The organism is Microbacterium sp. Se5.02b (assembly GCF_019464375.1).
Lineage (GTDB): Bacteria > Actinomycetota > Actinomycetes > Actinomycetales > Microbacteriaceae > Microbacterium.
Genome location: NZ_CP080491.1, coordinates 1,400,500 through 1,426,913, shown reverse-complemented (window position 1 = coordinate 1,426,913; position 26,414 = coordinate 1,400,500). Strand labels below are relative to the sequence as shown.

Sequence of the window (26,414 nt, the reverse complement as noted above, 5' to 3'; positions counted from 1 at the left end):
GTGCTCTACCTCGACCATGCCGCGACATCCCCGGTCCGCCCGGAGGTGCTCGAGGCGATGCAGCCCTCCCTCACCGGAGTGTTCGGAAACCCGTCTAGCCATCACACGGCGGGTGAAGCGGCAGCGAGCGCGCTCGACGACGCGCGCGCACGGGTCGCTCGCGTGCTGGGGATGCGGGCGGGCGACATCGTGTTCACGGCGGGCGGCACCGAGGCGAACAACCTCGCCGTCAAGGGCATCGTGCTCGCCGCACTGGACAGCGGCCGACGACACCTCGTGATCTCGCCCATCGAACACGAGTCGATCCTCGAGTCCGCCGAGTACCTGCGCCGCTTCCACGCCGTCGAGGTGACGACCCTGCCCGTGGATCCGCGCGGCCGGATCGCACCGGACGCGCTGTCCGCCGCGATCAGAGAAGACACCGCTCTGGTCTCGATCGGTCATGCCAACAACGAGATCGGCACGGTGCAGGATGCGGCAGCGCTGGCAGCCGTCACCCGTGCGGCTCGGGTGCCGCTGCACCTGGATGCCGTGCAGTCCGCCGGCTGGCTCGCGTTGAACGCCCTCGGCGCGGATGCCGTGTCGATCGCCGGGCACAAGCTCGGCGCACCCAAGGGCATCGGAGCGCTGGCGGTGCGTGGGCGTGTGCCCGTGGAACCGGTGCTGCACGGCGGAGGTCAGGAACGGGGGCGACGCTCCGGTACCGAGAACGTCGCGGGGGCCGTGGCGCTCGCGACCGCCCTGGAGCTTGCAGACCGGGAACGCGAGACGGTGTCGTCGCTCGTGGGTTCGACCACGGCGCGGTTCATCACGCTGGTGCTCGATGGCGTCCCCGATGCCGCGCTGACCGGGGACCGCGATCACCGTCTCCCGGCGACGGCGAGTTTCACCTTCGCCGGGACGAGTGGCGAGTCGGTCCTGCTCGAACTCGAGCGCCGCGGAGTCATCTCGTCGAGCGGTTCGGCCTGCGCCGCCGGCAGCGACGACCCCTCGCATGTGCTCCTCGCCTGTGGCGTGCCGGCGGAGGTCGCACAGACCGCCGTCCGTTTCAGCTTCGGGCGGGAGGCGCTGCCCACCGACGCCCCTGAGCGTCTCGCTGCCCTCGTCGCGGAGTCTGTGCGCGCGGCCCGAGGATGATGCACGGCCATAGACTCGGCTGGTGACCGCCCCCCCCCGATCGTGACGCTGATCGTCCCCGGTCGCGATATCGCCGCCTTCGCCCCTGCCGCTCTCGACTCCCTCCGCGCGCAGACCGAGCAGCGCTGGCGGGCGATCCTCATCGACGACGGCTCGACCGACGACACGGGGGCCGTCTTCGCGGATGCGGCCGCTGCCGACGGACGGTTCCGGATGATCCACCACGAGGCTTCGCGGGGACTCGGCGCCGCCCGCAACGTGGGCATCGAGCACGTCGACACCCCGTACCTCGGGTTCCTCGACGGCGACGATGTGCTGCTCCCCGACGCGCTCGCGCGGATGACGGGCACCCTCGAACGGACAGGAAGCGATTTCGTCGCCGCCGCCTATGTGCGCTCACGACCTCGAGGCGATGCCTACGTCGCCGGACGTGTGCAGCCGTGGGTGGCGGCTGCGACCTCGCCGGAGCGTCTGGGCACCACGCTCGCCGCACACCCGCACGCGGTGTCGAACATCGTCGCGTGGTCGAAGGTGAGCCGCACCGACTTCTGGCAGGATCTCCGTTTCCCCGAGGGCGTCGCGTACGAAGACCAGGTGATCGCGCAGTCGATGTACACGCGGGCGCGCGCCTTCGATGTGATCCCGGACGTCGTCGTGCACTGGCGGCTCCGCGCCGACGGGACCTCGATCACGCAGAGCAAGGCACAGCTGACGGTGCTGCGCGACTACCTCGCGGCGCTGCGAGGGGGCATCCGCGTGCTCCAGGAAGACGGGGCGCGCGACGCGGTCATCGCCCGCCTCGAACTGATCCTGGCGATGGACATCGCCCCGCTGCGCGAGATCGCGGACACGCACGCCGATCCGTCGTATGCCGCGGAGGTCGACGCCTTCATCCGCGAGCTCCACGCCCTCCCCGAATTCGCCGACGCCTCGCCCGACCCCGACATCGCCGCCGCGCTGGCGTGGTGACCCCTACCGCCCCGACACACCTGGATCTCCCATGAACGATTACCTCGCTTCTCTCTTCTCGCTCGAAGGACGCACCGCGGTCGTGACCGGCGGCAGCTCCGGCATCGGCAGGGGATCGCCACCGCGCTCGCACGTGCCGGGGCCGCGACGGTCGTGGTCGCCCGCGGCGAGGCCCGCATCGAGGAGACCGTCGACGAACTCCGCGCGCACGGCTGCCGTGTCGCCGGCGTCGTGGGCGATCTCGGCAGCAGAGCAGGGATCCGCGCCCTCGCCGAAGCCGCCGCCGTGACCTTCGGCGAGCCGGACATCCTGGTGAACTCGGCGGGCATCAACATCCGTCCACCGTTCGCGGAGATCACCGAAGACGACTGGGACGCGACGATGACGGTGAACGCCCTCGCACCTTTCCTGCTCGGGCAGCGCTATGCGCCCGGGATGGCCGAGCGCGGGTACGGCAGGCTGATCCACATCAGTTCGCAGCAGGCGCACCGCGCGTTCGTCGGCAGCGGCGTGTACGGCGCTTCCAAGGGCGCGGTGGAATCGCTCATGCGTTCCGAGGCCGAGGCGTGGGGCGGCACGGGCGTGACGAGCAACACCCTGGTGCCCGGATTCGTGCTCACCCCGCTGAACGCCCGCCTCCAGCAGGACCCGGAGAAGATCGCCGAGCTCGCGGCACGCACCATGATCGGGCGCAACGGCCTCCCGGAGGACTTCGCCGGCGCTGCGGTGTTCCTCGCCGGCGCCGGTTCGGCCTACGTCACCGGGCACTCGCTCTTCGTCGATGGCGGGCTGTCGGTGCATTGAGCGCGCCGGACGGCGCTCACGGCTCCGGCGGGTAGATCCTCTCGTCCGGGCGCGGCTCGGCGAGCAGCGGCACGGCGGCGGTGATCGCGGCGACGGCGTCGGCGCCGGCGGAGTCGACAGGGGCCCTGTCCGCCCGCCGGTCGGTGAACGCTGCACGACCGTCTCCGACCAGCGCCTGCTCGACGGAGGCCTCGGTGTCGAGCACCCGCGAGGCCGCGACCTGTTCGGCCGCGAGTTCCGCATACAGCCCCCGTGCGCCAGGAGTTCGGCGTGTGTGCCCGACTCGACGATGCGTCCGGCCTCGAGCACGTGGATCACGTCGGCGCCCATGACCGTGGAGAGCCGGTGTGCGATGGACAGTGTCGTGCGCCCCTTCGCCGCTTCGTCGAGCGCCTCCTGCACGACCCGCTCCGACACGGTGTCGAGCGCCGACGTCGCCTCGTCGAGCAGCAGGACGGGTGGGTCCTTGAGCAGGACCCTGGCGATCGCGATGCGCTGCTTCTCGCCCCCGGAGAGGCGATAGCCGCGTTCACCGACCACGGTGTCGTATCCGTGCTCGAACCCGGCGATGATGTGGTGGATGTTGGCGGCCGTGCACGCCGCGATGAGCTCGTCCTCGGTCGCGTCGGGCTTGGCGTACCGCAGGTTGTCGCGGATCGTCGCGTGGAAAAGATAGGTCTCCTGCGAGACGATCCCCACGTGGTCGATGATCGACTCCTGGGTGAGCGTCCGCACGTCGGCGCCCGCGAACAGCACGGCCCCGCCCTTCGCCTCGTAGAGCCGTGGGGCGAGGTAGAGGATGGTGGTCTTCCCCGCACCGGAGGGACCCACGAAGGCGACGTGCGTGCCAGGCTCCGCGATGAACGAGACACCGTCGAGTGTCGGCCGCGCGTCGGGCGACGCGTCGGAGTAGCGGAAGACGACGTCGGCGAACTCGATGCGCCCCCGGGGGCCCGGCGCCTCGTCGACGGAGATCGCGTCGGCCGCGTCTTCGATCTCGGGAACCAGGTCGAGGTACTCGAAGATGCGGGCGAAGAGCGCGGACGAGGTCTGCAGATCGAGCGAGACGCGCATCAGCCCCATGAGCGGCATCAACAGGCGCGCCTGCACGGTGGTGAACGCGACCACGGTTCCCGCCGTGATGGCCCCGCTCCCCCCGGCGATCAGATAGCCCGACACCAGGTAGATCACTGCGGGGACGCTGGCCATGAGCACCTGGACGACGGCGAAGAACCCTTGCCCGCTCATCGCCCTGCGCACCTGGAGCACCACCTGGTTGCGGTTCTCGGCCTGGTAGCGCTCCGACTCCGTGCGCTGACGGTTGAACGCCTTGGACAGCAGCATCCCCGACACGCTCAGCGTCTCCTGCGTGATGGAGGTGAGCTCCGACAGCGACTCCTGCGTCTCGCCGGCGATCCGTGCGCGCACCTGACCGACCTTGCGCTGCACGAAGATCAGGAACGGCATCATGACGACCGCGATGAGCGTGAGCCGCCAGTCGATCAGGATCATCGCGACGAGCGAGGCGACGACGGTCACGACGTTGCCGAGGATGCTGGTGACGGTATTGGTGAGCACGCCGGACACCCCGCCGACGTCGTTCTGCAGCCGCGACTGGATGACGCCCGTCTTCGTGCGGGTGAAGAATCCGAGCTCCATCGCCTGAAGGTGCTCGAACAGCTTCACGCGGAGATCGCCGGTGACGCTGTTGCCGACCGTCGACGTCAGCCAGGTCTGCGCGACGCCGAGGACCGCGGAGAGCAGGAAGAGGCCGATCATCGCGCCCACGAGCCACGCCAGCAGTTCCAGGTGCGGACCTCCCCCCGCGACGGGGAACAGCGCATCGTCGAAGATGCGCTGCACGATCAGCGGCGGGATGACGGCGATCGCGGCTCCCGCGACCACGAGGATGCCCGTGAACAGGATGCGCCAACGGTACGGACGGAACAGGGAGACCACGCGTGCGCCGAGACCGCTGATGCGCGGTGCCTCTGCGTTCAGCTTCCGCTGCGCGTCTTCATCGACCCCGCGGAAGCCACCGCCCCGTTGTCCACCGCCCATGCTCATGGCGCCAGCGTACTCAGCCTCGGCGACATCGAGGCGGTGCGCATCCGCCCTCAGCGGATTTCTGTGAGTTCGGAATGAAATGTCGTCGGTCGCCGTTACGCTGAAGGACTCTTGCGAACTCTCGCGATACTTCCGTTTCATCTTCGCCCAGGAGGCCGCCCATGTCTGCCGTCGATACCGGCTCGCTCTCGACGACCCCCGCACCGGCAGGGGGCGAGATCCCCCGCAAGGACATGCGCGTGATCTGGCTGCTGCTCGTCGCCGCCTTCGTCGCCATCCTCAACGAGACCACGATGGGGATCGCGATCCCGCATCTGAACGCCGACCTCGGCATCCCGCCGGAGCTCGGGCAGTGGCTGACCAGCGCGTTCATGCTCACCATGGCCGTCGTGATCCCCACCACCGGGTTCATCCTGCAGCGCTTCACGACGCGACAGGTCTTCATCGCCGCGATGATCGCGTTCTCGCTGGGTACTCTCGTCGCCCTCGTCGCGCCCGGCTTCGGTGTGCTGCTGGTCGGCCGCGTGATCCAGGCCGCCGGTACCGGCATCATGATGCCGCTGCTGATGACCACGATCATGAACGTCGTCCCGCCGCAGTCCCGCGGACGCATGATGGGCCGCGTCGGCCTCGTCATCTCGCTGGCCCCTGCCCTCGGCCCGACCATCGCCGGCGCGGTGCTCGAGACGCTCAACTGGCGGGCGTTGTTCGCGATCATCCTCCCCATCGCGCTCATCTCCCTGTTCATGGGCGTGAAGTGGATGACGAACCTCGGCGAGACGCGCGTCGCTCCCCTCGACGTCCTCTCCATCCCTCTCGCAGCGCTCGGCTTCGGCGGCATCGTGTTCGGCCTCAGCCAGTTCGGCGGCGAGGGAGGGTCGGGCGAGACCACCGGCATCATCGCTCTGGTCGTCGGCGCCATCTCCCTCGCGCTGTTCGTCTGGCGTCAGCTCGCCCTGCAGCGCGTCGACGACGCCCTGCTCGACCTGCGTGTGTTCCGCTCGATCAACTTCACGTTCTCGGTGGTCATCATGACCATCCTGGCGCTGTCGATGTTCGGCACGCTGACGCTGCTCCCGCAGTACCTCCAGAACGTCGCGGGGCTCAATCCGCTGGAGTCGGGTCTGATCCTTCTCCCCGGCTCCGTGTTGATGGGTCTGCTCGGTCCGGTGATGGGGCGGCTGTACGACGCTCGCGGCACACGCCCGCTGCTGATCCCCGGCACGATCCTGGTGTCGGCCGCGCTGTTCTTCTACTCGACGGTCGGCGAGCACACGGTCTGGTGGGTGCTGATCATCGTGCAGGCGGCCATGTCGGTCGGACTCGCGATGTCGTTCACTCCCCTGTTCTCCGCATCGCTCGGTTCGCTGCAGCGCTCGTTGTACTCACACGGTTCCGCCGTGCTGAACACGCTGCAGCAGGTCGGCGGGGCAGCCGGTGTGGCCCTGCTCACGGTCACCTACTCGGCGATCCTGCACGCGGGCGAAGACGAAGGACTGTCGCAGGCCGTCGCCGGCGCCCCGGGGGCGCGCATGGCGTTCCTGATCGCGGCGATCATCTCGCTTGCAGCGGTGGCGCTGAGCCCGTTCGTCCGTAAGCCCGCCGACGACGCCGGCGAAGGCTTCCACGGAGGTCACTGACCGCGCAGAGCTCGCAGAAGACGGCGTCTGCCGCTTACTCGGCCTTCGGGGCGGGGAAGTGGCAGACGCCGTTGCTGCAGTAGCCTGCGGCGTCGCCTTCGAGCAGGTTCAGAGCATCGGGCAGCGGCTGCAGCCCGGAGGGCGCATCCTGCTGCACGGAGTCCTGCTGCGTCTTCTTCATCCCTCGATCGTACGCCTGCGGAGAGGCGGTGGCGCCGCACCGGCCGCCAGCGGATCGACAGCCGTTCTCCTCTACGGTTGATCCATGCTCAAACGAACCCTCGCCCGCGTGTTCTGGGCGTTCAGCAGATGGACGCTCGCGAGTGAGGCGGCACCGACGCGACCCACCGTGCTGGTCGGCGCCCCGCACACGTCGAACTGGGACTTCGTCTTGATGCTCGCCATCGCCTGGCGGCTCGACATCGACGTGCATTGGCTCGGCAAGAAGAGTCTCTTCCACGGATGGCGAGGTCCGATCATGCGCAGGCTCGGCGGAATCCCGGTGGATCGCGCGGATCCCGCTCGCGTGGTGAAAGACGTCGTCGGACAGGTGCATGCGGGTACGGTCTTCGGGCTGGTCGTCACGCCGGACGGAACCCGTGGCGGCAACGAGTACTGGAAGTCGGGCTTCTACCGGATCGCGCGCGAGACGGGCATGCCGGTGACTCTGGGGTTCGTCGACCGGACGACGATGACGAGCGGTCTCGGCCCCACCCTCGATCTGACGGGTGATGTCGCGGCGGATATGGACCGCATCCGCGCCTTCTATGCCGACAAGGCCGGGGTACGCCCCGAGCGCCGCACCGAGCCGCGCCTGCGCGAGGAGACCTCTGCAGCGACGCCGCCAGAGGGAGCCTGAGTCCGTCGCGACCGACGAGCGATCAGCCCGACTCCCCCGCATGCGATCGCGCGTATGCGAGGTCGTCTTCGGTGAGGGACTCGACCATCCCGACGACCGCGCCCGTGATGACCCGGATCTCCTCCCGCACGGCCTCGCCGAGGTGGGGTGAATCACTGTCGAGCACGTCCTCGCGTGCGTCATCCGACAGCTCGGACCACCATTCCCTGAGCGGTGGAAGCGTCATGGGGTAGCTCCTTTCGATCCGTCGTCGCAAGAGTCTGGACATCGTCCGAGAAACGGCACGACACTGTGTTCATGACTTCGGAAGGACCGCGCGAAGAACGCGACATGGACGACCGCGTCGACGGTCGCGACGAGACGGCTAACGAACGGGCGGACCGGAACTGGGACGAGCTCCTGCAGGAGCTGCGGGTCATGCAGACCGGAACCCAGATCCTCACGGGCTTCCTCCTGGCCGTCGCCTTCCAACCGCGGTTCACCGACATGGACGCCCTCCAGCGCGACGTGTACGTCGTGCTGGTCGCCCTGGCGGCCGTGGCCACCATCCTCGCTCTCGCACCCGTCGGGATGCACCGTGCGCTGTTCGGACACCGTCGCAAGCCCGATCTCGTGCGCATCGCGGCCCGGATCGTCAGGATCGACCTCGTGGTGATCGGTGCTCTGACCATCGGCGTGACCACTCTGATCGTCGACTTCACGGTCGGCCGCATCGCGGGGATCATCGCGCTCATCGCGGCACTGATCCTCGTGGTGTCGCTGTGGGTGGCGCTGCCCCGCGTGATGCGGGGGAGGCCTCTCTCCCGCGGGGGCGGATCACGCCCCCGCGGATGAGAACGCTCAGCGTCCGGCGGGGCTCCGGTTCTCGGCGCTCACCATCCAGGCGAACTGCTCGAGCCGCTCGATGATGGCGTGCAGGAGATCCGCCGAGGTCGGGTCTTCCTCGTCGACGGCGTCGTGCACGTCTCGCACGGTCGCCACAGCCGCCTCCAGACGCGCCGTGACCAGGTCGATGGTCTCCGTGGTCGACACCTCGCCGGCGGGGAACTCCGGAAGAGAGCTCGTCTTCGCGATCGTCGCGCTGCGACCGTCGGGCACGGCGTGCAGCGCCCGCATGCGTTCCGCGATCGTGTCGCTGAACGCTCGAGCGTCGTCGATGATCTCGTCGAGCTGACGGTGCGTGTCGCGGAAGTTGCGGCCGACGACGTTCCAGTGCGCCTGCTTGCCCTGGATCGCGAGATCCAGCAGGTCGACGAGGACCGACTGCAGGTTGCTCGCGAGAGTGGAAGAGGCGGTGAAGCCCTTCTCCGCGTTCTGCTGCCTGGTCGTCTTGACCGCGCCCTTCGACGCGCTGCCGCTCTTCTTGGTGGTCTTGCTCTCAGCCATGGTGTGTCCTCCTGCGCACGACGCTAGCCCGCGCCCTCCGACGGATCGAGGGGGTTGACACCGCACGCGCCAGCCCCGAATGTGGCACAGGATCAGAAAGGCGCAGAAGTGACGGACGACCAGAGCAGAGACTCCTCGGAGATCGTGATCTCCCCCCTCAGCGAGGCCGACGCCGGCGAAGTGCTGACCGTTCAGCGCGCGGCCTTCGTCTCGGAGGCGAAGATCTACGGAAGCGTGGACATGCCGCCGTTGACACAGACACTCGCCGAACTCGAAGCGGAACTCCGCTCGGAGTCGGGTTTGGCGGCGCGGATCGACGGGCGCCTGGTGGGCGCGATCAGGTTCGTCGAGAAGGAGGACATGCTCCTCATCGGACGGATCGCGATCGCCCCGGACGTCCAGGGCGAGGGCGTCGGGCGCATGCTGCTGGAGAGCGCGGAGAGGTCCTCCAGTGCAGGGATCGCCGAGCTGTTCACGGGGAGCCTGAGCGAGGCGAACATCCGTCTGTACGAGAGATGCGGGTACGAGGAGCACGAGCGCGTCCCGGATGGCGACGGCACCGCGCAGGTGTTTCTCCGCAAGAAGCTGCGAGCAGGGTAAGAGCCTCCTCCGAATCCGCGCAAGGGGGTTGAGCGGGTCGCCGGTGTCGGGCATCGTAGCCCGGACATGTCGCGACCGCGGCATGCCCCAACCGGAAGGAGAGTCTCGTGCTCACCCTCACCGACAACGCCTCCGCCATCGTGACGACCCTCGTGAGTCGTCAGACCGATGCGCCGGACGCCGGCCTGCGCATCCACTCGACCGCACCTCAGGACGCGGAGGGCGGTGCGCGCCTCGCCGTGCTCGTCACCGCGGATCCGGAGCCCCAGGACCAGGTCGTCGAGATCTCCGGCACCCGTCTCTTCCTCGACGAGTCGGCCGTCGCCGCGCTCGACGACAAGATCCTCGACGCGGGTGTGGACGACGAAGGGTCCGTGTCCTTCGCGGTCCTGCCGCAGGTCGCCTGACCGAAGGATTCCGGATGCCGCGGCCGCTTCGGCCGCGGCATCCGTCGCGTCTGCACATCACGATTCAGGGACGACGTCGCGTCGCGTCTCGGATGCCGCGACAGGGCCCCTAGCATCTGACCATGCGACGTCCTCTCACACCGACGCTGGTGCTTGCCACCTCGGCGCTCCTTCTCCTGGGTTGCGCTCCGGCCGCGCCCGCAGCTCCGACCCCGACAGCAGAGCCGACCCCGATGACCACGTCGTCCTCGCCCGCTCCGACGCCTGAGGTCGACCCGCAGATGGTGGTGTCGCTCGACGGGATCACCGCCACCGATGCGTCCGGCACGAGCAGCGCCGACTACGACGACCCCACGGCGCTCCTCGCGCTCCTCGAGAAGTCGACCGGAGAGCTTCCCGAACCGGAGACCGTCGAGATCTTCCCCGGAGAGCCGTCGACTCTGCAGCGCTTCGACTGGGATGGTCTCTCGGTTCTCGCGGACAGCAAGCGCGATAGTCCCGCCTCCCTCACCATCACTGCCGCGGACATCAGCGGAATTCCGGTGAGCACGGCTGAGGGTCTCCGCGTCGGCTCGACCAGGGCGGAGCTCGTCGACACCGGCGCCTGGGCGCTGACCGACGACCAGGATGCGGCGACGGCGACCGACCTCGGCCTGGGAGGGCAAGAGGTGCCGGGCACACAGTCGCTGACGCACCCCGGGTCCGTCGGCATCCTCTTCACGCTGTTCGTCCTCGAGGGCGATACGGTGACGCGCATCCTCGTCCCGTCCAACGACTTCAGCGACCTCTGAGCCGACAGCGCACCGCGTAACCTGGAGCGTGCCTACACTCCAGGGCACACCGTCGAAGGGTCACCGTGAAGATCTCTCTGCTCCGCCGTTTCGTCGTCCTCGCCGACGAACGGCATTTTCCTCGGGCGGCGGAGAAGCTCGGCATCCCCCTGGCGTCGTTGTACACCTCGATCGACAAGCTCGAGGCGGAGGTGGGGCATCCGCTCGTGCACAGAGACGGTCAGACGCGTCTGACCCACGTCGGCGAACTCTTCCTCGAGGAGGCGAGGGCCGAGGTCGCCACAGCTCCCGAACCCGTGAAGAGCGCTCCTGCCCCTCGCGGTGGCAAGGCGAAGGCATCGAAGGGCAAGGGCCGCGCGCCGGCGGTGAAGGGACAACCGAAGCCGTACAAGAAGCGGCAGGGCCGCTAGCAGCTCAGTCCCAGTCGAGGTACTCCTCGATCACGACCGCCGTCTCGATCGGGTGCGTCATCGGGAACAGGTGCGCTCCCCCGTCGATGCTCTTCACGCTCGCCCGCTCCGGGGCCGTCGCCTGCAGACGCTCGCCGTTGACGAACGGGGTGTCCGCGTCTTCGGTGCCCTGGATGATCAGGACTGGCATCACGGGGGCGAGAGGGGTGTCGTCGTCTTCGACGCCGAGCAGCGCCAGACCGTTCACGCGGTCGGTGTGGGCGACAGCGAATGCCCGTGCGATCGTGCCCCCGAAGCCGTGGCCGCCGATCCAGGTGTCGCCGAGGCCGACGTGGTCGATCACCGCGAGCGCATCTTCGACGCGTTCATCGATCGACGCGTCGGCGCCGTCGGCACGGTGGCCGATCCGCACGACGTGGAAACCGGCCTCTTCGGCGAGGTAGTGCGCCACGACACCGAGGACATCGGCTGCCACATCGCGCTCCTGGATCAGCACGAGCTTCACGGGCCCGTCACCCTCGTCGACGAAGGGGATCGCGCGGCCGTCGGGCTCGAAGATCTGGGTCTCGGTCATCGGCGTCAATCTCCTCGTGCCGTCGGTGTCAGGTACGCAGGCGGACGTTCACGGCGGGCGTCAGCGACCGACCGCGGCGCGAACCGCCATGTTCCAGCGTATCCCGCGCGCAGGCCGGCCGCTCGACCCCGGTGTCACCTGCACGGACGCGTGGTCAGAGCTCTGCGACCTGCCCCGCCTCGACGCGCCAGTGTCGGTCGGTCTTCACGGTCGCGAGCATCCGCCGGTCGTGCGTCACGAGCAGCAGGGTGCCCTCGTAGGATTCGAGGGCCTGCTCGAGCTGTTCGATCGCGGGCAGGTCGAGGTGGTTGGTCGGCTCGTCGAGCACGAGGAGGTTGATGCCGCGCGCCTGGAGCAGCGCCAGTCCTGCCCTCGTGCGCTCGCCCGGCGAGAGCTCGTCGACGGCGCGGGTCACGTGATCGGCCTTGAGCCCGAACTTCGCGAGGAGGGTGCGGATCTCGGCCGAGGCCATCTCCGGCACGAGATCCTCGAAGGTCACCGCGAGCGGCTGCGAACCCGCAAGCAGCGCCCTGGCCTGATCGATCTCGCCGATCTGCACGCTGGCGCCGAGGCTCGCCGTCCCCTCACTGGGATCCTGCCGACCCAGCAACCCTCGAAGCAGCGTCGACTTGCCGGCGCCGTTCGGGCCGGTGATGCCGATCCGCTCCCCCGCGTTCACCTGGAGCGACACGGGCCCGAGCTGGAACGAGCCCTGACGGAAGACCGCCGACCTCAGGGTCGAGACGACCGAGCTGGACCGCGGCGCAGAGCCGATCGTGAACTCGAGCTGCCACTCCTTGCGCGGCTCCTCCACCTCGTCGAGCCGCGCGATCCTGCTCTCCATCTGACGTACCTTCTGCGCCTGCTTCTCGCTGGACTCGGCAGATGCCTTGCGCTTGATCTTGTCGTTGTCCGGCGACTTCCTCATGGCGTTGCGCACACCCTGGCTCGACCATTCGCGCTGCGTGCGCGCTCGCGCCACGAGGTCGGCCTTCTTGTCGGCGAACTCCTCGTACTTCTCGCGCTGATGCCGGCGAACCGTGGCCCGTTCCTCCAGGTAGGCGTCGTAGCCCCCTCCGAACACGCGGTTGCTGCCCTGGGCGAGGTCGAGCTCCAGCACCCTGGTCACGCACCGCGCGAGGAACTCCCGATCATGGCTCACGACGACAACGCCGCCCCGGAGCCCGCGGACGAAGGCCTCGAGCCGCTCAATGCCGTCGAGGTCGAGGTCGTTGGTGGGCTCATCCAGCAGCGCGATGTCGAACCGCGAGAGCAGCAGCGCCGCGAGGCCGACGCGTGCCGCCTGTCCGCCGGACAGCGAGGTCATCATGGCCGCAGCAGGATCTTCACCGAGGTCGAGTCCGAGATCGGCCAGCACGACGGGGAGCCGTTCGTCGAGGTCGGCGGCACCGCTGGCCAGCCACCGCTCGAGCGCGGCCGAATAGGTGTCGGCCGGATCCGTGCCCGGGGCCGCGAGCGAAGGGTCGCCGAGAGCGGCGGCTGCGGAGTCCATGTCTCTGGTCGCTGCCGCGCAGCCGGTGCGGCGCGCGATGTAGTCGACGACGCTTTCGCCGGCGATGCGCTCGTGCTCCTGAGGCAGCCAGCCGACGAACGCGTCAGCGGGAGCGAGCCTGACCGTGCCTGCCTGTGGCTCGTCGACGCCGGCCAGCAGTCTCAGCAGCGTCGACTTCCCCGCGCCGTTCGCACCGACGAGGCCGACGACGTCGCCGGCCGTGACCGTCAGGTCGAGAGAGTCGAACAGTGTGCGGTGGCCGTACCCGCCGGCCAGCCCTTGGGCCACGAGAGTTGCGGTCATCCGTCAATCCTCTCAGCCGCAGGGCATCAGAACGTCCCGATGCTGAATCCGCCCGAGAACAGCACGGCCCCGAGACCGACGACCGCGAGACCGACCAGAAGCACGTAGGCGACGACACGCACACCGGCAGCGGTCGGGCGCCCGATGGCGGGGAAGGCGATCAGGACGACGGCGGGGATCAGCATCAGGCCTCCGAACAGGAGAGCTGGAGCGACTCGGACATCGGGGGCAGGGCACGGGTTCGCCAGGGCGCACAGCGTGGGGATTCCCTGAGCCATCCACAGGAGCAGCCAGGTGACGAGCAGGATCGCGAGCGCGGGAAGGATCTCCCGGTACCCGCGGCGAGGAACGTGAGCATCTTCCACGGGGCCAGTATGTCAGCGCTGCGATCCTGATGGACGACGTCGCCCACTTCCGCAGGGCGGACTGCAAGAATGACACCCATCTCATCACCCACCCATGAGAGGACAGCCCGCACCATGGCACGACGTCTGGCGAGCCCCCAGTCGATCCGCGCCTCTCGGGACGGCCTGGTCCACGAGGCCACGGTCGCGTGGCGACTGACCGACGACCACCGCTGGGCCGTGACGATCTCCGGTCGGGCGTTCGGCACGGCTGAGGCCGTCGCCGACGACGCCTTCGAGGCGCTCTGCATCGTCCGTGAGCAGCTCGAACCCTATGGTTGGCGGATCGGCGTCGCGGGCGCACAGGTCGATGTCTGGCCGAGCGGCATGGCGCGTGACCAGGGCGGCGGGTTGAAGGTCTACCGCATCACGGCCGAGCACGTCGAGGATCTCGTCGACACGTTCGAGCCGGTCGATCCCTCGACAGCGACCACAGTGGCCCTCCAGCGAGCCGAGACCGATCGGATGCTCGATGAGATCCGTCGGCGACTCAGCGCCCGCGCCGACGCACATCCGCTTTCGAGCGACTAGTTGTTGAAGCGGGACTCCACGACATAGTGAAACAACCTCTGGTGCTCTAATCCTGTTCGATTCGCAGAACACGAACTTCGAAGTTGCGGCCCCGAGCGGGAGCCTCGTCGACCACGAACACACACGTATGGGACCGGCATACTTCAGGCATGAGCACATCTCCAGGCGCCGGACGGTCAGCCAAAGCAGATCAGGTAATGGACCTGGCCGAACTCGAGAGAGAACTCTTGAGAAAACTCTCGCAGAGAGTAACAGGGAGTGTCACGTCCTACAGACGTCGAACTCCGAACGCTGACCCACGCGAGAAGGCGCGCGACTTCCTTGAGAATCTCGACTGGCACCTTCCAGAGGACCTCGCGGAGCTTGGCTCGGCGGCTCGCGCAATCCCAGACCTGGTGAGCGACTCGGTAGCTGGGCTTCTAGACGAGTCAATAGACTTCGTCGCGGCCTATCTGTCGATCTGCGGTCATGTGCTGGCATCCGCCGGCACTCGCTGGCTTCAGCAGGGACGCCCGCGTCGGAAGGCGGAGGCTTTGGCAGGACTGCTCCAACGGGCCATGACCGCAACTAACGAAACCTTCGCACTGCTCGAACGCGGATTTCCCGACGGAGCCGAAGCCCGCATGCGGACCGTCGTGGAGCTCGGTGTGATCGCGACGTTCATCGAACGAAGCAGCACGGAGATTGCACGACGATTCGAGGCAAGTCACCATGTGGAGATGTGGCGCCGCAAGGAGGACGGTCATATTCGGGGCCTTTCTGACGAGGCTTCTCAAACAATAGACAGGCAGTATCAGCGCGTGATCCGGCAGCATGGCGTCTCAATGTCCAAACCATACGGCTGGGCATCGCCCGCCTTCGACGACCGTCGCGTGACCTACGCAGACATAAGCAGAGCGTACGGAAACGACGATGCAAGCTCCCGCTTTTCGAACGCCAGTCACCACGTCCACGCCTCGCACAGTGGATCGGTGAAGTCAGCAGTCGCGGACTCCTCGGGTGTCTTCCTCCATGGCCCAAGACCTGTGGGCTTCTACATGCCGGCGTACGAGTGCATGGATAGCTTGAATCAGAGCGCCACGGCCTTCCTCAGGGCCGTCATGAGCTCGAGGCGGCACGTAGAAATTGTCTACTGGACGGAGTTGCTCCATTACACAATGAAAGAAGCCCAACTGCAGATCACGTACGCGCAAGCCATGGTTGACCCCGAGTGGGCACGGCGGTCGATGGCCAAGTTGCCGGAGCTGGACATCGCCAATATCTTGCGTCGGAACTAATCTCAGGCGTCCGCCCTCGGATCATGTTGTCCGCGCGCCACTCGGATCATGTCGTCCAGACCTCAGTTGTTGAAGCGGAACTCCACCACGTCGCCGTCCTGCATGATGTAGTCCTTGCCCTCGAGACGGGCCTTGCCCTTGGCGCGGGCCTCGACGACGGATCCCGTCGCGACGAGGTCGTCGAACGAGACGATCTCGGCCTTGATGAAGCCCTTCTCGAAGTCGGTGTGGATCACACCCGCCGCCTGGGGAGCCTTGGCCCCTTGGGGGATCGTCCACGCACGCGCTTCCTTCGGCCCGGCGGTGAGGTATGTCTGCAGACCGAGTGTGTCGAAGCCGATACGCGCGAGCTGGTCGAGACCCGACTCGTCCTGCCCGGTCGATGCGAGGAGCTCCGCCGCATCCTCGGGGTCGAGGTCGATGAGCTCCGACTCGATCTTCGCGTCGAGGAAGATGGCCTTCGCCGGCGCGACGAGCGCGGCCAACTCCGCCTTGCGGGAGTCGTCGGTCAGCACGGCCTCATCGACGTTGAACACGAAGATCACGGGCTTGGCCGTCAGGAGTCCGAGCTCGCGGATGGGTGTCAGATCGATGCCCGCAACCGAGAGCAGCACGCCGCGCTCCAGAGCATCCTTCGCCGCGTTCGCGGTCTCGAGCACGACAGGCTCGATCTTCTTCCCGCGCACTTCCTTCTCGTACCGGGCGATCGCCTTGTCGACGGTCTCCAGGTCGGCGAGCATGAGCTCCGCGTTGATCGTCTCCATGTCGGATGCGGGATTGACCGCACCGTCCACGTGGACCACGTCGTCGTCGGCGAAGCCCCGCACGACCTGCGCGATGGCGTCGGCCTCGCGGATGTTCGCGAGGAACTTGTTGCCGAGCCCCTCGCCCTCGCTGGCGCCGCGCACGATGCCGGCGATGTCGACGAACGACACCGCTGCGGGGAGGATCCGCTCACTGCCGAAGATCTCGGCCAGCTTCTCGAGCCGCGGGTCGGGGAGGTTCACCACGCCGACGTTGGGCTCGATCGTCGCGAACGGATAGTTCGCCGCGAGCACGTCGTTCTTGGTGAGAGCGTTGAAGAGGGTGGACTTGCCGACGTTGGGCAGGCCGACGATGCCGATAGTGAGAGCCACGGGGCACGAGTCTACCTGGCCGGAGCTGCGCGGCCCTGCGGAACGCTGTGCGTCCCGCGGCCCGCGTCAGTCGCGCACGGCGCGGAACGCCCGAGTCATGTAGGGCAGGTCGACCGTACTGTCGTCGTCCAGGCCGATCTCGTCGAACAGCTCATCCATCTCCCGCCGGATCCGCGCCTTCTCCGCGTCGGATGCCGTGATCACGTAGCTGCGCGATGAGGCCATGCGGTGGAGGTGCTCCCTGGTGATGGGGCGCGCCCACTCCCACGAGCGTTCCTCGAGCGCGCCGAACGGGGCAGCGACCTCGGGGCCGCCATCCGCGAGCATGATCTCGGCGTTGCTGCCGTGCATGATCTCGGTCAGGCGACGCACCCACTCGATGCGGTCGTCCCTGATGTTCCAGATCAACCCCAGCACTCCCCCGCTGCGCACCACGCGACCCACCTCACGGGAGCCGGCGACCGGCTCGACCCAGTGCCAGGCCTGTCCGAGCACGACGGCGTCGAGGCTCGCAGCGGGAAGCGGGAGCGATTCCGCCGTCCCGGTGAACGTCGGCACGCCGGGCACAGTGGAGCGGTGCATCGCGAGCATCTGCGGATCCGGGTCGATAGCGACGACCTCGGCTTCCGGCGCCGCGGCGAGGACTCGCGTGAGCTTGCCCGTCCCTGCTCCGACATCGGCGATACGGCGCGAGTCGGGCGGCATCCGCTCCAGCATCCATGCCACCGCGTCGAACGGATACTCGGGTCTGCCGACCTCGTAGTCTCCCGCCTGCGCGCCGAACGACGTCGCCATGTCTTCAGCCATGCCGCCAGCCTACGGCGAGTCTGCCGCCCGCTCGCGGACGACGGAGGGAGAGTGGAGACGTGCCACTGGACTTCACTGCGATCGACTTCGAGACCGCGAACTCCAGCCCCGCCTCCGCTTGTTCTGTGGGACTCGTCCGGGTGCGCGGCGGCGAGGTCGTCGCGATGACCGGATGGCTTATCCAGCCTCCGCCCGGACACGACGAGTTCCAGGAGTGGAACGTGCGCATCCACGGGATCCAGCCGGAGGATGTGTCGACGGCCGCCACGTGGGTCGAGCAGTTCGACCGTCTCTGTGCCTTCGCAGGAGCCGACGTCCTCGTCGCCCACAACGCCGGCTTCGACCTCAACGTCCTGCGCCGCGCCTCCGAGGCCACGGGACAGATATGCCCGCCGTATCGCTCGCTGTGCAGCCTCCAGGTCGCCCGCAAGACCTACGAACTCGACTCCTACCGTCTGCCCAGCGCCGCGGCCGCGGCCGGATTCGCCGAGTTCTCCCACCACGATGCTCTGGCCGACGCGCGCGCCTGCGCACAGATCGTGATCGACGCGGCGTCCAGAGCCGGAGCCGCCGACGTGTTCGCCCTCGCCGACGCTCTGAGCCTGCGCGTGACCGCCCCGGTCGCGCCGGCCGCGGTCGCACCCGCCTTGGAACGCGCGGTCGCCTGACGCCCCGCCCCTCGCAGCGCGCCGACCTCCGAATGTCGGACGCCGGTCGCATCATGAACACATGGATGCACTCGTTCTCGTTCTCGCACTCGTCGCGCTCGCGTCGGGCGTCGCCCTGGGGTGGTTCCTGCGCGCGGGGCGCGGTGCAGCAGAGCTCGCTCGCAGCGAGGCCGAGTTGGCGGCGGCGCGCGACGACCGCGACCGTCAGTACGACCTCTATCGCGATGCGGTCGAGCACGCACGCAACGAGCAGCGCGCCGAAGCGCAACGAGTACAGCAGCAGAACGCGGTGCTGACGGCCCTCGCTCCCGTGCGGGAGAGCCTGCAGGAGATGCAGAGCAAGGTCACCGCGATCGAGCGCGAGCGGCATGCGCAGTTCGGCACCCTCGAAGAACAGCTGCGGCGTGCCCAGGAATCGGACGAGGCGCTTCGCGCGACCACGGAGTCGCTCGCGGGGGCGCTGCGCTCGACAGCGACCCGCGGCGTGTGGGGCGAGACGCAGCTGCGGCGCGTGGTCGAGGCTGCCGGTCTGACCCGACACGTCGACTTCGACCTGCAGTCGACGATCTCGTCGGATCGCGGCCAGGGGCGCCCCGACATGGTCGTGCGCCTCGCGGGCGGCAGCTCGATCGCGGTCGACGCGAAGGTCCCGCTCGACGCCTATCTCGAGGCATCTGCACTCCCCGCGGCCGATTCGCACGAGCCGCAGCGACGCACCCTCCTGCAGAAGCACGTCAAAGCGGTCCGAGCGCACGTCGACGCGTTGGGGAAGAAGGCGTATTGGGCGGGACTGGAGGCGAGCCCCGAGTTCGTGATCTGCTTCCTGCCGAGTGAATCGCTGCTCGCCGCCGCGATCGACGAAGACCCGACACTTCTCGACTACGCGTTCAGCAAGCGCGTCGCCCTCGCTTCACCCGTGAATCTGTGGGCCGTGCTGAAGACGGTCGCCTTCACCTGGACGCAGCAGGAGGTGTCGACCGAAGCCCGCACGCTGCTCGCCCTCGGCACGCAGCTGTACGACCGGCTGGGCACCCTCGCCGGCCACGCCGACGATCTGCGGCGTGCACTGGAGCGCACGGTCGACAGCTACAACCGGTTCGCCGGTTCGTTGGAGACGCGGGTGCTCGTGACCGCCCGGCAGTTCCCCGGCATCGATGCCTCGGCACTGTCGAGTGCGTCGCCTGCCACAGCGGGAACCGGACGGCGATTCACCGCGCCCGAGCTGATCGGCGATGAGCGGCCACACGAAGACACGATCGACGAAGCGGCCGTCACGACCCCGGAACCGGTACGCGCAGACGTGGGCGAGGTGCGCAGGCGCCTCGACGAGGTCTAGAGCCCGATGATCAGGCGATTCCGGGCACGCCGCTGAGCAACAGGATCACCAGACCGCTGGTGGCGAGGAACGCTCCGATCATCCACCAGGCGCTGATCTCGTGGCCCTCGTCGCGGCGGACGCGGAACAGCACGTCTGCACGACGTGCCGGGTCAGCGATCGCGGCAGGCGGAGTCGTCACCGGCGGAGTGCTCGCTGCGCCGGCCTCGGTGTCGGCGCTCACCCGGAGAATACGTCCCGTGTTCGTCGTGATGATCTTCGTCGCGGCGGCCTTCGAGCCGCTCGTGTGCTGCGTTGTCATCCGTTCGCCCTCCTGTGCCTGCGGTGCCTGACGGCTCCGTCGACGGCGACAAACCCAGTGACAATTGTGACACGATGCTCCGGAAAGCGTGGATCACGCCACTCCGCGCGGGTACCGGCTCGATAACGATGGCACACCGCACCGCTGCGATCAGCGCGATGCAGAACGCGCCGGAGTGCTCAGAGCCACTTCGAGACGAGGTGCTCCGATGCGATGCGACGCAGGGTGCCTGAAGCTCCGCGGAGGACGACGCTCTCGGTGTACACGTAGCCGCGCTCACGGCGGACACCCGCGACGAGCTGACCGTCGGTCACGCCGGTCGCGACGAAGATCGTGTTGTTCCCCTGCACGAGATCGTCGGCCTCATAGACCTTGTCCATGTCGAGCCCGGCGTCGATGCCACGCTGACGCTCATCGTCGTCACGCGGCCAGAGGCGTCCCTGGATGTGTCCGCCGAGCGCCTTGATGGCGCAGGCCGTGACGATACCCTCGGGACTGCCGCCGACGCCGACGCACATGTCGGTGCGCGCATCGTGACGTGCGGCGTTGATCCCGCCGGCGACGTCGCCGTCGCTCATGAGTCGGGTGCCGGCGCCCGCGTCGCGGATCTCCTGGATCAGCTGCTCGTGACGCGGCCTGTTCAACACGGACACGACGATCTCATCGACCGGCTTGTCGAGAGCACCCGCGAGCTTGCGGATGTTCTCGCCGATGGGAAGGCGGATGTCGACGACGCCGACACCGGCAGGGCCCGTCACGAGCTTGTCCATGTAGAAGACACTCGAGGCGTCGAGCATGGTGCCGCGGTCCGAGACCGCGATCACCGAGAGAGCGTTCTGTCGACCGGCAGCGGTGAGGGAGGTGCCGTCGATCGGGTCGACCGCGATATCGCACAGGGGTCCGCGCCCCGTGCCGACGATCTCGCCGTTGAAGAGCATCGGGGCGTTGTCCTTCTCGCCCTCGCCGATCACGACGCGTCCCTGGAAGTCGACCGTGCCGAGGAACGCACGCATCGCGTCAACGGCCGCGCCATCCGCAGCTTCCTTCGCACCGCGCCCGATGAAGGGGACCGCACGGATCGCCGCCGCCTCTGTCGACCGCACCAACTCCATCGCGAGGTTGCGGTCGGGACGAAGCGGGCTCAGATCAGCAGTCAGACTCACCATGCGGTCAGCCTACCGATCGGCGCGCGCGAACCATCCCGTTTTCGGCCTCGGCAAGACGAAGGAATCGCGATTCTTAACACCAACGCAGAAGCACCAGCGCGTCGACGTCGTCCATCCCGCGGTATCACCGCGCGCGCCCCGATAGAGTGGCTCCTGTCCCGGCTTCCCTATCGCAGGAGTTCTCATGCCCGTCGCCACCCCGGATCAGTACGCCGAAATGCTCGACCGCGCGAAGGCCGGCGGCTTCGCGTATCCCGCTTTCAACGTCTCGAGTTCGCAGACGATCAACTCCGTCCTGCAGGGCCTCACCGAGGCCGGCTCCGACGGCATCATCCAGGTCACCACGGGTGGCGCGGACTACTTCGCCGGTCACACCGTCAAGGCACGCGCCACGGGTGCGCTCGCGTTCGCACGCTTCGCGACCGAGGTCGCCAAGAACTACCCGATCACCGTCGCGCTGCACACCGACCACTGCCCGAAGGACGCCCTCGCCGGCTTCGTCGAGCCGCTGATCGCCGCTTCCGAGGAAGAGGTCAAGGCCGGTCGCAACCCGATCTTCCAGTCTCACATGTGGGACGGCTCGGCCGTTCCCCTCGCGGAGAACATCGAGATCGCCAAGGATCTGCTCCCCCGCATGAAGAACATCAACGCCATCCTCGAGGTCGAGATCGGCGTCGTCGGCGGCGAGGAGGACGGCGTCCAGCACGAGGGCTCGAACGAAGCGCTCTACACGACGTTCGCCGATGTCGACCAGGCCGTGCAGGCCCTCGGTCTCGGAGAGCAGGGCCGCTACATCGCCGCGCTCACCTTCGGCAACGTGCACGGCGTGTACAAGCCCGGCGGTGTGAAGCTCCGCCCGGAGCTCCTCGGCGAGATCCAGGCGGAGGTCGCCGCGAAGTACAACACGGGCCCGAAGCCGCTCGACCTCGTCTTCCACGGCGGCTCCGGCTCGACCGACGAGGAGATCGCCCTCGCGGTCGCGAACGGCGTGATCAAGATGAACATCGACACCGACACGCAGTACGCCTACACGCGTGCGATCGCCGACTACATGTTCAAGAACTACGACGGCGTGCTGAAGGTCGACGGCGAGGTCGGCAACAAGAAGCAGTACGACCCGCGCGCCTGGGGCAAGATCGCCGAGACCGCGATGGCCGCCCGCGTCGTCGAGTCGACCCGTCAGCTCGGCTCCTACGGCCAGTCGAAGAGCTGACCGACAGGACACACCAGAAGGGGTTCGGCTGCCTGCCGGGCCCCTTCTACGTTCTCCGAGGGTCCGCACCGACCGGCGGCCTCGCCTCAGATCAGCGCGTGGTCATCTGTTCGATGTAGGCGATGAACGCCGGATCGCCCATCATCGGCACGGAGATGCAGATCGTCACGATGATCATGGTCGCGAACGCGCCGACGATCGGCAGCCACCACGTGATGCGACCGCGGCGCAGCCGCCGGATCGACAGCGCAGCGGTGATCGACCAGCCGACCGCGAGCACCACCGCGGCGACGGTCCCCAGACCCTTCCCTGTGCGAAGTTCGTGAACTCCCCCTCGATGCCCAGGATCGTCATCGTCTGGTTCAGCACCGTCGGCAGGTCCAGATACGACAGACCGGTGATGACGATGTTCACCAGGCCGTAGGCGAGCAACGCGAGCGTCACGAGACGGTCGACCGGGTGCGGACGCGCAGATGAGGCCGTCGCATCCTGCGCTGTGATGACGGCTGGGGCGACAGGAGGCGCTGCCGGCGCGACGGCGACCTCCTCGAGCGGCGGCAGGCTCGCGGCCCGTCGCTGTTCCTCGGGAGTCGCGAGTTCACCGTACTGGGGCCGCTGATCGGTCATCCCGCCATGCTAATCGCACCGGCTCAGGGTGGCTCACAGCGGCGATCAGGTGAGAAGCGTGCGGAAAACGATAGCGGCCCCGGAGAAGTGGGGACTCCTCGGGGCCGCGGACGTGAAGCGCTGGGGACGCTTCTCATCCAGATTGACCACCGGCGCTGGGGACGCCTGGGGGTGATCAGTAGCGTTCATGTATGCCGCTACTCTCCTGATCATAGGAAAACGCATGCCCGAGCACCAGGGCCGTATCTTCAGATAGTGAACTCCGCGCCGTCGGAGCCGGCATCGAAGGAGTCGGCGCCCAATTGCAGCGAGAGCCGCTGCGCTGCACGCTGCAGCGTCGACACGAGGCGACGGTCGACGACCGCGAGATCGGCAGGCAATGAGATCGCGAGCGAAGCCGTGACCCCCGGGGCGATCACGGGGACCGCGACGCACGTCGCACCGACGACGTACTCCTCGTGATCGACGGCCCACCCCGGCGAATGCTCGAGCTGCGTCAACAGGGTCCTGCGATCGCTGATGGTGCGCGGTGTGAGCTCCTCCAGACGGTGCCGGGAGAGGTAGTCGAGGCGCTGATCGTCCGGTAGATCCGCGAGGATCTGCTTTCCCAGGGCCGTCGCATGGGCGCTGGACTGCAGACCGACCCACAGTTCGACCCGGGGGTTGCGGACCGCGTCGACGATGTCCACCAGGTGCATCTCGCCGTCGTCGAAGCGGGAGAGATACGCGGTCGCGCCGAGATCCTCCGTGACGTCGCGCAGAGCCGAGCGCACACGCGCCAGGAACACTCCCCGCGAGTCCAACTGGGTCTGGAACGAGGGGAACCGGGAGCCGAGCACCAGCCCGTCCGGTTCGGCACTCAGATACCCCTCGTGGATGAGGGTGCGCACGAGGTTGTACGTCGTGCCCGGCGTGAGCCCCGTGATCGCCGCCAGCATCTTGGCCGGAAGCGGACGAGGCGAATTGGCGACGATGTCGACCAGCCGCAGCGCGCGCTGCACCGACCCGATGAGGGTCGGCTCCGCTTCCGCGGCGCTCAACGCTACGCGCCTCCTCCAGTGGCACGACCGCCGAGTGCACGATCGTCGCGCTGGCCGGAGGCGTCATGACGAAGTTCCTTCGGGAGCGAGAACATGAGGTCCTCTTCCGCCGTCTTCACCTCTTCGACGTCGCGGTACCCGGCGTCGCCGATCGCATCGAGCACTTCGCGCACGAGGACCTCCGGCACCGACGCCCCGCTGGTGATGCCGATGGTCTCGACACCGTCGAGCCACGCCTGCTGGATCTCCTCCGCGTAGTCGACGCGGTATGCGGCCTTCGCGCCGTACTCGAGAGCGACCTCGACCAGGCGCACGCTGTTGGAGGAGTTCGACGAGCCGACGACGATCACGAGGTCGGCGCCGGCTGCGACCTTCTTGATCGCGACCTGACGGTTCTGCGTGGCGTAGCAGATGTCGTCGGACGGCGGGTTGTGCAGGTCGGGGAAGCGCGTGCGCAGGCGGTTGACCGTCTCCATCGTCTCGTCGACGGAGAGGGTGGTCTGCGAGAGCCACACGACCTTGCTGGGGTCCTTCACGACCACCGTGTCGGCCTCGGCCGGAGAGTTCACGACCGTCACATGGTCGGGGGCCTCGCCTGCGGTGCCTTCGACCTCCTCATGCCCGTCATGGCCGATGAGCAGGATCTCGAAGTCGTCCCGCGCGAAACGCACGGCTTCGCGATGAACCTTGGTCACCAGCGGGCATGTGGCGTCGATCGCATGCAGTCCGCGGTCGGACGCCGCGTTCACGACGGCGGGCGAGACACCGTGTGCACTGAAAACGACATGCGCACCCTCCGGCACCTCGTCGACCTCCTCGACGAAGATCGCCCCCTTCGCCTCGAGCTCGGTCACCACGTGGATGTTGTGCACGATCTGCTTGCGCACGTACACGGGCGCTCCGTAGCGCTCGAGCGCCTTCTCGACGGCGACGACAGCGCGGTCGACACCGGCGCAGTAGCCGCGCGGTGCGGCGAGCAGAACCCGCTTGCGTCCGACCACCGGGTTATCCTGAAGCCGTCCGGCCGCCGCACGTACACGTGGGAGCCGCGGGATGGGGAGATGAACAGCAGTCGAAGTCACCCCTGAATTCTACCGCCGCACGGCTGTGCGAGGCCGGGGAGACTCCGGCAGGAACGGGAGCGGATGACAGTCTTCGAAGCGACGACGGGACACGGCGAGACGCCGCCGGCCGATTCGGTCGCCCCGCGCGACTCCACCGCCGACGCCCCGACCTCGGTCACCCGGCTCAACGCGACCATCCGCGACTTCATCGCGCGTTGGAACACCGTCTGGGTCGAGGGCGAGATCACGTCATGGAACGTGCGCGCCGGCAACGTGTTCGCGCGGCTGAAAGACACCCGCTCCGACGCGCAGATCTCGATCCGCGTGTGGTCGAGCGTGCGCGGGCGCATCCCGTCCGACATCGGCATCGGCGACCATGTCGTCGTCGCCGTCAAAGCCGACTACTTCGTCAAGGCCGGTGACTTCAGCTTCGCCGTCTCCGCCATGAAGCACGTGGGGCTCGGCGATCAGCTCGAGCGTCTCGAGAGACTCCGGGTGCAGCTGCGCCAGGAGGGACTCTTCAACCCGGCCCGCAAGTCACGTCTCCCGTTCCTCCCGCACGTCATCGGACTCATCACCGGCGAGCGGTCGGACGCCGAGAAAGACGTGCACCGCAACGCCGAGCTGCGGTGGCCGCAGGTCCGCTTCCGGACCGAGTACGCGGCCGTGCAGGGCGATCGGTGCGTACCCGACACTCTCGCGGCCCTCGCCAAGCTCGATGCGGACCCTGATGTCGACGTCATCATCATCGCCAGGGGCGGCGGCGACCCGCAGACACTCCTCGGGTTCAGCGACGAACGTCTCGTGCGGGCGGTGGCCGCGGCCTCCACCCCCATCGTCAGCGCGATCGGACACGAGAACGATCACCCCTGCTCGACGACGTCGCCGACCTGCGAGCCTCGACACCGACCGATGCGGCGAAGCGCGTCGTGCCCGATGTGGGAGAACAGCGCGCACTCATCGCGCAACTGCGCTCCCGCGCGACGACGCGCCTCACCCAGCGCCTGACGCACGACATCGCGCAGCTCGAACAACTGCGCTCGCGTCCGGTCCTGCGCTCACCCGATCCCCTCATCGACGGTCGCGCTCAGGAGCTGTGGCTGCAGCTCTCGCGCGGACGGGATGCCGTGACCAGGCAGCTCGACGCGGCCGGTCGCCGCACGAGCGAATTGCGCGCGTCGTTGCGCGCCCTCTCGCCTGCCGCGACGCTCGCCCGCGGGTACGCGATCGCCCATCTCGAGGGGGCGTGATCCTCCGCGACGCCGCGGACGCCCCTGCCGGCAGTGCCCTCACCATCACCGTCGATCGCGGCTCGGTGGCGGTCCGTTCCGAAGGCGAGATCCCCGAGTCCACCTGAGCAGGACCGCCACGACGCACGACGTAA

General features: G+C 68.1%; 27 protein-coding genes and 3 pseudogenes. 16 read left to right on the top strand and 14 right to left on the bottom strand.

All coding sequences use genetic code 11. The annotated features are described in order from the left end of the window. The 3 genes from K1X59_RS07145 (at position 1) to K1X59_RS07135 (ending at position 2,910) form a co-directional block, all read left to right on the top strand. Positions 1-1,137 carry a cysteine desulfurase family protein gene (locus tag K1X59_RS07145; protein ID WP_183152299.1) on the top strand — a complete coding sequence of 379 codons (1,137 nt, stop codon included), beginning with the start codon at positions 1-3 and terminating at the stop codon, positions 1,135-1,137. 42 nt (positions 1,138-1,179) lie between these two features. Next, a complete protein-coding gene (locus K1X59_RS07140) occupies positions 1,180-2,106 on the top strand; it encodes a glycosyltransferase family 2 protein (protein ID WP_244632487.1) in 927 nt (308 codons plus the stop codon). 153 nt (positions 2,107-2,259) lie between these two features. Then, on the top strand, positions 2,260-2,910 hold the full coding sequence (locus tag K1X59_RS07135) for an SDR family NAD(P)-dependent oxidoreductase (RefSeq protein WP_258567145.1): 651 nt from the start codon (positions 2,260-2,262) through the stop codon (positions 2,908-2,910). Between the two features lie 16 nt (positions 2,911-2,926). Here the strand turns inward: K1X59_RS07135 and K1X59_RS07130 are convergent. After that, a pseudogene (locus tag K1X59_RS07130) lies at positions 2,927-4,977 on the bottom strand (ABC transporter ATP-binding protein). Between the two features lie 161 nt (positions 4,978-5,138). On the opposite strand from K1X59_RS07130, the gene K1X59_RS07125 reads away from it, so the two are divergent. Then, a complete protein-coding gene (locus K1X59_RS07125) occupies positions 5,139-6,617 on the top strand; it encodes an MDR family MFS transporter (RefSeq protein ID WP_183152297.1) in 1,479 nt (492 codons plus the stop codon). Positions 6,618-6,651: 34 nt separating this feature from the next. Here K1X59_RS07125 and K1X59_RS07120 read toward each other — a convergent pair whose 3' ends face one another. Continuing rightward, entirely contained in the window at positions 6,652-6,798 is a 147-nt protein-coding gene (locus K1X59_RS07120; protein WP_183152296.1) for a hypothetical protein, read from the bottom strand. An 84-nt stretch (positions 6,799-6,882) separates the two neighbouring features. Between K1X59_RS07120 and K1X59_RS07115 the strand changes: the two genes are divergently transcribed. Then, on the top strand, positions 6,883-7,476 hold the full coding sequence (locus tag K1X59_RS07115) for a 1-acyl-sn-glycerol-3-phosphate acyltransferase (protein ID WP_183152295.1): 594 nt from the start codon (positions 6,883-6,885) through the stop codon (positions 7,474-7,476). A 22-nt stretch (positions 7,477-7,498) separates the two neighbouring features. On the opposite strand, the gene K1X59_RS07110 is transcribed toward K1X59_RS07115, so the two are convergent. Then, positions 7,499-7,702 carry a hypothetical protein gene (locus K1X59_RS07110; protein ID WP_183152294.1) on the bottom strand — a complete coding sequence of 68 codons (204 nt, stop codon included), beginning with the start codon at positions 7,700-7,702 and terminating at the stop codon, positions 7,499-7,501. Positions 7,703-7,773: 71 nt separating this feature from the next. Between K1X59_RS07110 and K1X59_RS07105 the strand changes: the two genes are divergently transcribed. Then, positions 7,774-8,310, top strand: coding sequence for a DUF6328 family protein (locus K1X59_RS07105; protein WP_183152293.1), 537 nt, complete (start codon positions 7,774-7,776; stop codon positions 8,308-8,310). Between the two features lie 6 nt (positions 8,311-8,316). Here K1X59_RS07105 and K1X59_RS07100 read toward each other — a convergent pair whose 3' ends face one another. Continuing rightward, a complete protein-coding gene (locus tag K1X59_RS07100) occupies positions 8,317-8,862 on the bottom strand; it encodes a Dps family protein (RefSeq protein ID WP_183152292.1) in 546 nt (181 codons plus the stop codon). 108 nt (positions 8,863-8,970) lie between these two features. On the opposite strand from K1X59_RS07100, the gene K1X59_RS07095 reads away from it, so the two are divergent. The 4 genes from K1X59_RS07095 to K1X59_RS07080 all read left to right on the top strand — a co-directional run bounded on the left by K1X59_RS07095 (position 8,971) and on the right by K1X59_RS07080 (position 11,070). After that, positions 8,971-9,462: a GNAT family N-acetyltransferase gene (locus tag K1X59_RS07095; RefSeq protein WP_183152291.1), complete on the top strand. Its 492-nt coding sequence runs from the start codon at positions 8,971-8,973 to the stop codon at positions 9,460-9,462. Between the two features lie 107 nt (positions 9,463-9,569). After that, a complete protein-coding gene (locus K1X59_RS07090; RefSeq protein WP_183152290.1) occupies positions 9,570-9,869 on the top strand; it encodes a Fe-S cluster assembly protein HesB in 300 nt (99 codons plus the stop codon). 122 nt (positions 9,870-9,991) lie between these two features. Continuing rightward, positions 9,992-10,660 carry a hypothetical protein gene (locus tag K1X59_RS07085; RefSeq protein WP_183152289.1) on the top strand — a complete coding sequence of 223 codons (669 nt, stop codon included), beginning with the start codon at positions 9,992-9,994 and terminating at the stop codon, positions 10,658-10,660. Between the two features lie 65 nt (positions 10,661-10,725). Then, positions 10,726-11,070: a LysR family transcriptional regulator gene (locus K1X59_RS07080; protein ID WP_183152288.1), complete on the top strand. Its 345-nt coding sequence runs from the start codon at positions 10,726-10,728 to the stop codon at positions 11,068-11,070. A gap of 4 nt (positions 11,071-11,074) precedes the next feature. Here K1X59_RS07080 and K1X59_RS07075 read toward each other — a convergent pair whose 3' ends face one another. The 3 genes from K1X59_RS07075 to K1X59_RS07065 all read right to left on the bottom strand — a co-directional run bounded on the left by K1X59_RS07075 (position 11,075) and on the right by K1X59_RS07065 (position 13,825). Further along, positions 11,075-11,644 (bottom strand): alpha/beta fold hydrolase, encoded by a 570-nt coding sequence (locus tag K1X59_RS07075; RefSeq protein ID WP_183152287.1) that lies wholly within the window; start codon positions 11,642-11,644, stop codon positions 11,075-11,077. Positions 11,645-11,798: 154 nt separating this feature from the next. Then, entirely contained in the window at positions 11,799-13,460 is a 1,662-nt protein-coding gene (locus K1X59_RS07070) for an ABC-F family ATP-binding cassette domain-containing protein (protein ID WP_183152286.1), read from the bottom strand. 26 nt (positions 13,461-13,486) lie between these two features. Beyond that, positions 13,487-13,825 carry a hypothetical protein gene (locus K1X59_RS07065; RefSeq protein ID WP_183152285.1) on the bottom strand — a complete coding sequence of 113 codons (339 nt, stop codon included), beginning with the start codon at positions 13,823-13,825 and terminating at the stop codon, positions 13,487-13,489. 114 nt (positions 13,826-13,939) lie between these two features. Between K1X59_RS07065 and K1X59_RS07060 the strand changes: the two genes are divergently transcribed. Together K1X59_RS07060 and K1X59_RS07055 are read left to right on the top strand one after the other, a co-directional pair. Beyond that, complete coding sequence (locus tag K1X59_RS07060; protein ID WP_244632486.1) at positions 13,940-14,395, top strand: hypothetical protein; 456 nt, start codon at positions 13,940-13,942, stop codon at positions 14,393-14,395. 149 nt (positions 14,396-14,544) lie between these two features. After that, positions 14,545-15,672, top strand: a complete 1,128-nt coding sequence (locus K1X59_RS07055; RefSeq protein WP_183152284.1) for a DUF5677 domain-containing protein — start codon at positions 14,545-14,547, stop codon at positions 15,670-15,672. 62 nt (positions 15,673-15,734) lie between these two features. On the opposite strand, the gene ychF is transcribed toward K1X59_RS07055, so the two are convergent. Next, positions 15,735-16,808, bottom strand: a complete 1,074-nt coding sequence (gene ychF, locus K1X59_RS07050; RefSeq protein WP_183152283.1) for a redox-regulated ATPase YchF — start codon at positions 16,806-16,808, stop codon at positions 15,735-15,737. A gap of 66 nt (positions 16,809-16,874) precedes the next feature. Next, positions 16,875-17,615, bottom strand: a complete 741-nt coding sequence (locus K1X59_RS07045; RefSeq protein ID WP_183152282.1) for a class I SAM-dependent methyltransferase — start codon at positions 17,613-17,615, stop codon at positions 16,875-16,877. A 59-nt stretch (positions 17,616-17,674) separates the two neighbouring features. On the opposite strand from K1X59_RS07045, the gene K1X59_RS07040 reads away from it, so the two are divergent. Together K1X59_RS07040 and K1X59_RS07035 are read left to right on the top strand one after the other, a co-directional pair. Then, a complete protein-coding gene (locus K1X59_RS07040) occupies positions 17,675-18,283 on the top strand; it encodes a 3'-5' exonuclease (protein ID WP_183152281.1) in 609 nt (202 codons plus the stop codon). Between the two features lie 61 nt (positions 18,284-18,344). Beyond that, the gene (locus K1X59_RS07035; protein ID WP_183152280.1) at positions 18,345-19,619 is read left to right on the top strand and encodes a DNA recombination protein RmuC; all 1,275 of its coding nucleotides are present in this window, start codon (positions 18,345-18,347) and stop codon (positions 19,617-19,619) included. A gap of 10 nt (positions 19,620-19,629) precedes the next feature. Here the strand turns inward: K1X59_RS07035 and K1X59_RS07030 are convergent, their stop codons facing one another. Both K1X59_RS07030 and glpX read right to left on the bottom strand, forming a co-directional pair. Beyond that, complete coding sequence (locus K1X59_RS07030) at positions 19,630-19,920, bottom strand: hypothetical protein (protein ID WP_183152279.1); 291 nt, start codon at positions 19,918-19,920, stop codon at positions 19,630-19,632. Between the two features lie 179 nt (positions 19,921-20,099). Continuing rightward, on the bottom strand, positions 20,100-21,086 hold the full coding sequence (glpX, locus tag K1X59_RS07025; RefSeq protein ID WP_183152278.1) for a class II fructose-bisphosphatase: 987 nt from the start codon (positions 21,084-21,086) through the stop codon (positions 20,100-20,102). A 184-nt stretch (positions 21,087-21,270) separates the two neighbouring features. Between glpX and fbaA the strand changes: the two genes are divergently transcribed. Continuing rightward, positions 21,271-22,299, top strand: a complete 1,029-nt coding sequence (fbaA, locus tag K1X59_RS07020) for a class II fructose-bisphosphate aldolase (RefSeq protein ID WP_183152277.1) — start codon at positions 21,271-21,273, stop codon at positions 22,297-22,299. 91 nt (positions 22,300-22,390) lie between these two features. Here fbaA and K1X59_RS07015 read toward each other — a convergent pair. The 3 genes and pseudogenes from K1X59_RS07015 to K1X59_RS07005 form a co-directional block, all read right to left on the bottom strand. Continuing rightward, positions 22,391-22,926, bottom strand: a pseudogene (locus tag K1X59_RS07015) (DUF6264 family protein). A 248-nt stretch (positions 22,927-23,174) separates the two neighbouring features. Further along, a complete protein-coding gene (locus K1X59_RS07010; RefSeq protein ID WP_183152276.1) occupies positions 23,175-23,966 on the bottom strand; it encodes an IclR family transcriptional regulator in 792 nt (263 codons plus the stop codon). Positions 23,967-23,968: 2 nt separating this feature from the next. Further along, the gene (locus K1X59_RS07005; protein WP_396652603.1) at positions 23,969-25,021 is read right to left on the bottom strand and encodes a 4-hydroxy-3-methylbut-2-enyl diphosphate reductase; all 1,053 of its coding nucleotides are present in this window, start codon (positions 25,019-25,021) and stop codon (positions 23,969-23,971) included. 90 nt (positions 25,022-25,111) lie between these two features. On the opposite strand from K1X59_RS07005, the pseudogene xseA reads away from it, so the two are divergent. Continuing rightward, positions 25,112-26,387 (top strand): annotated as a pseudogene (xseA, locus tag K1X59_RS07000) (exodeoxyribonuclease VII large subunit). Positions 26,388-26,414 lie beyond the last annotated feature (27 nt).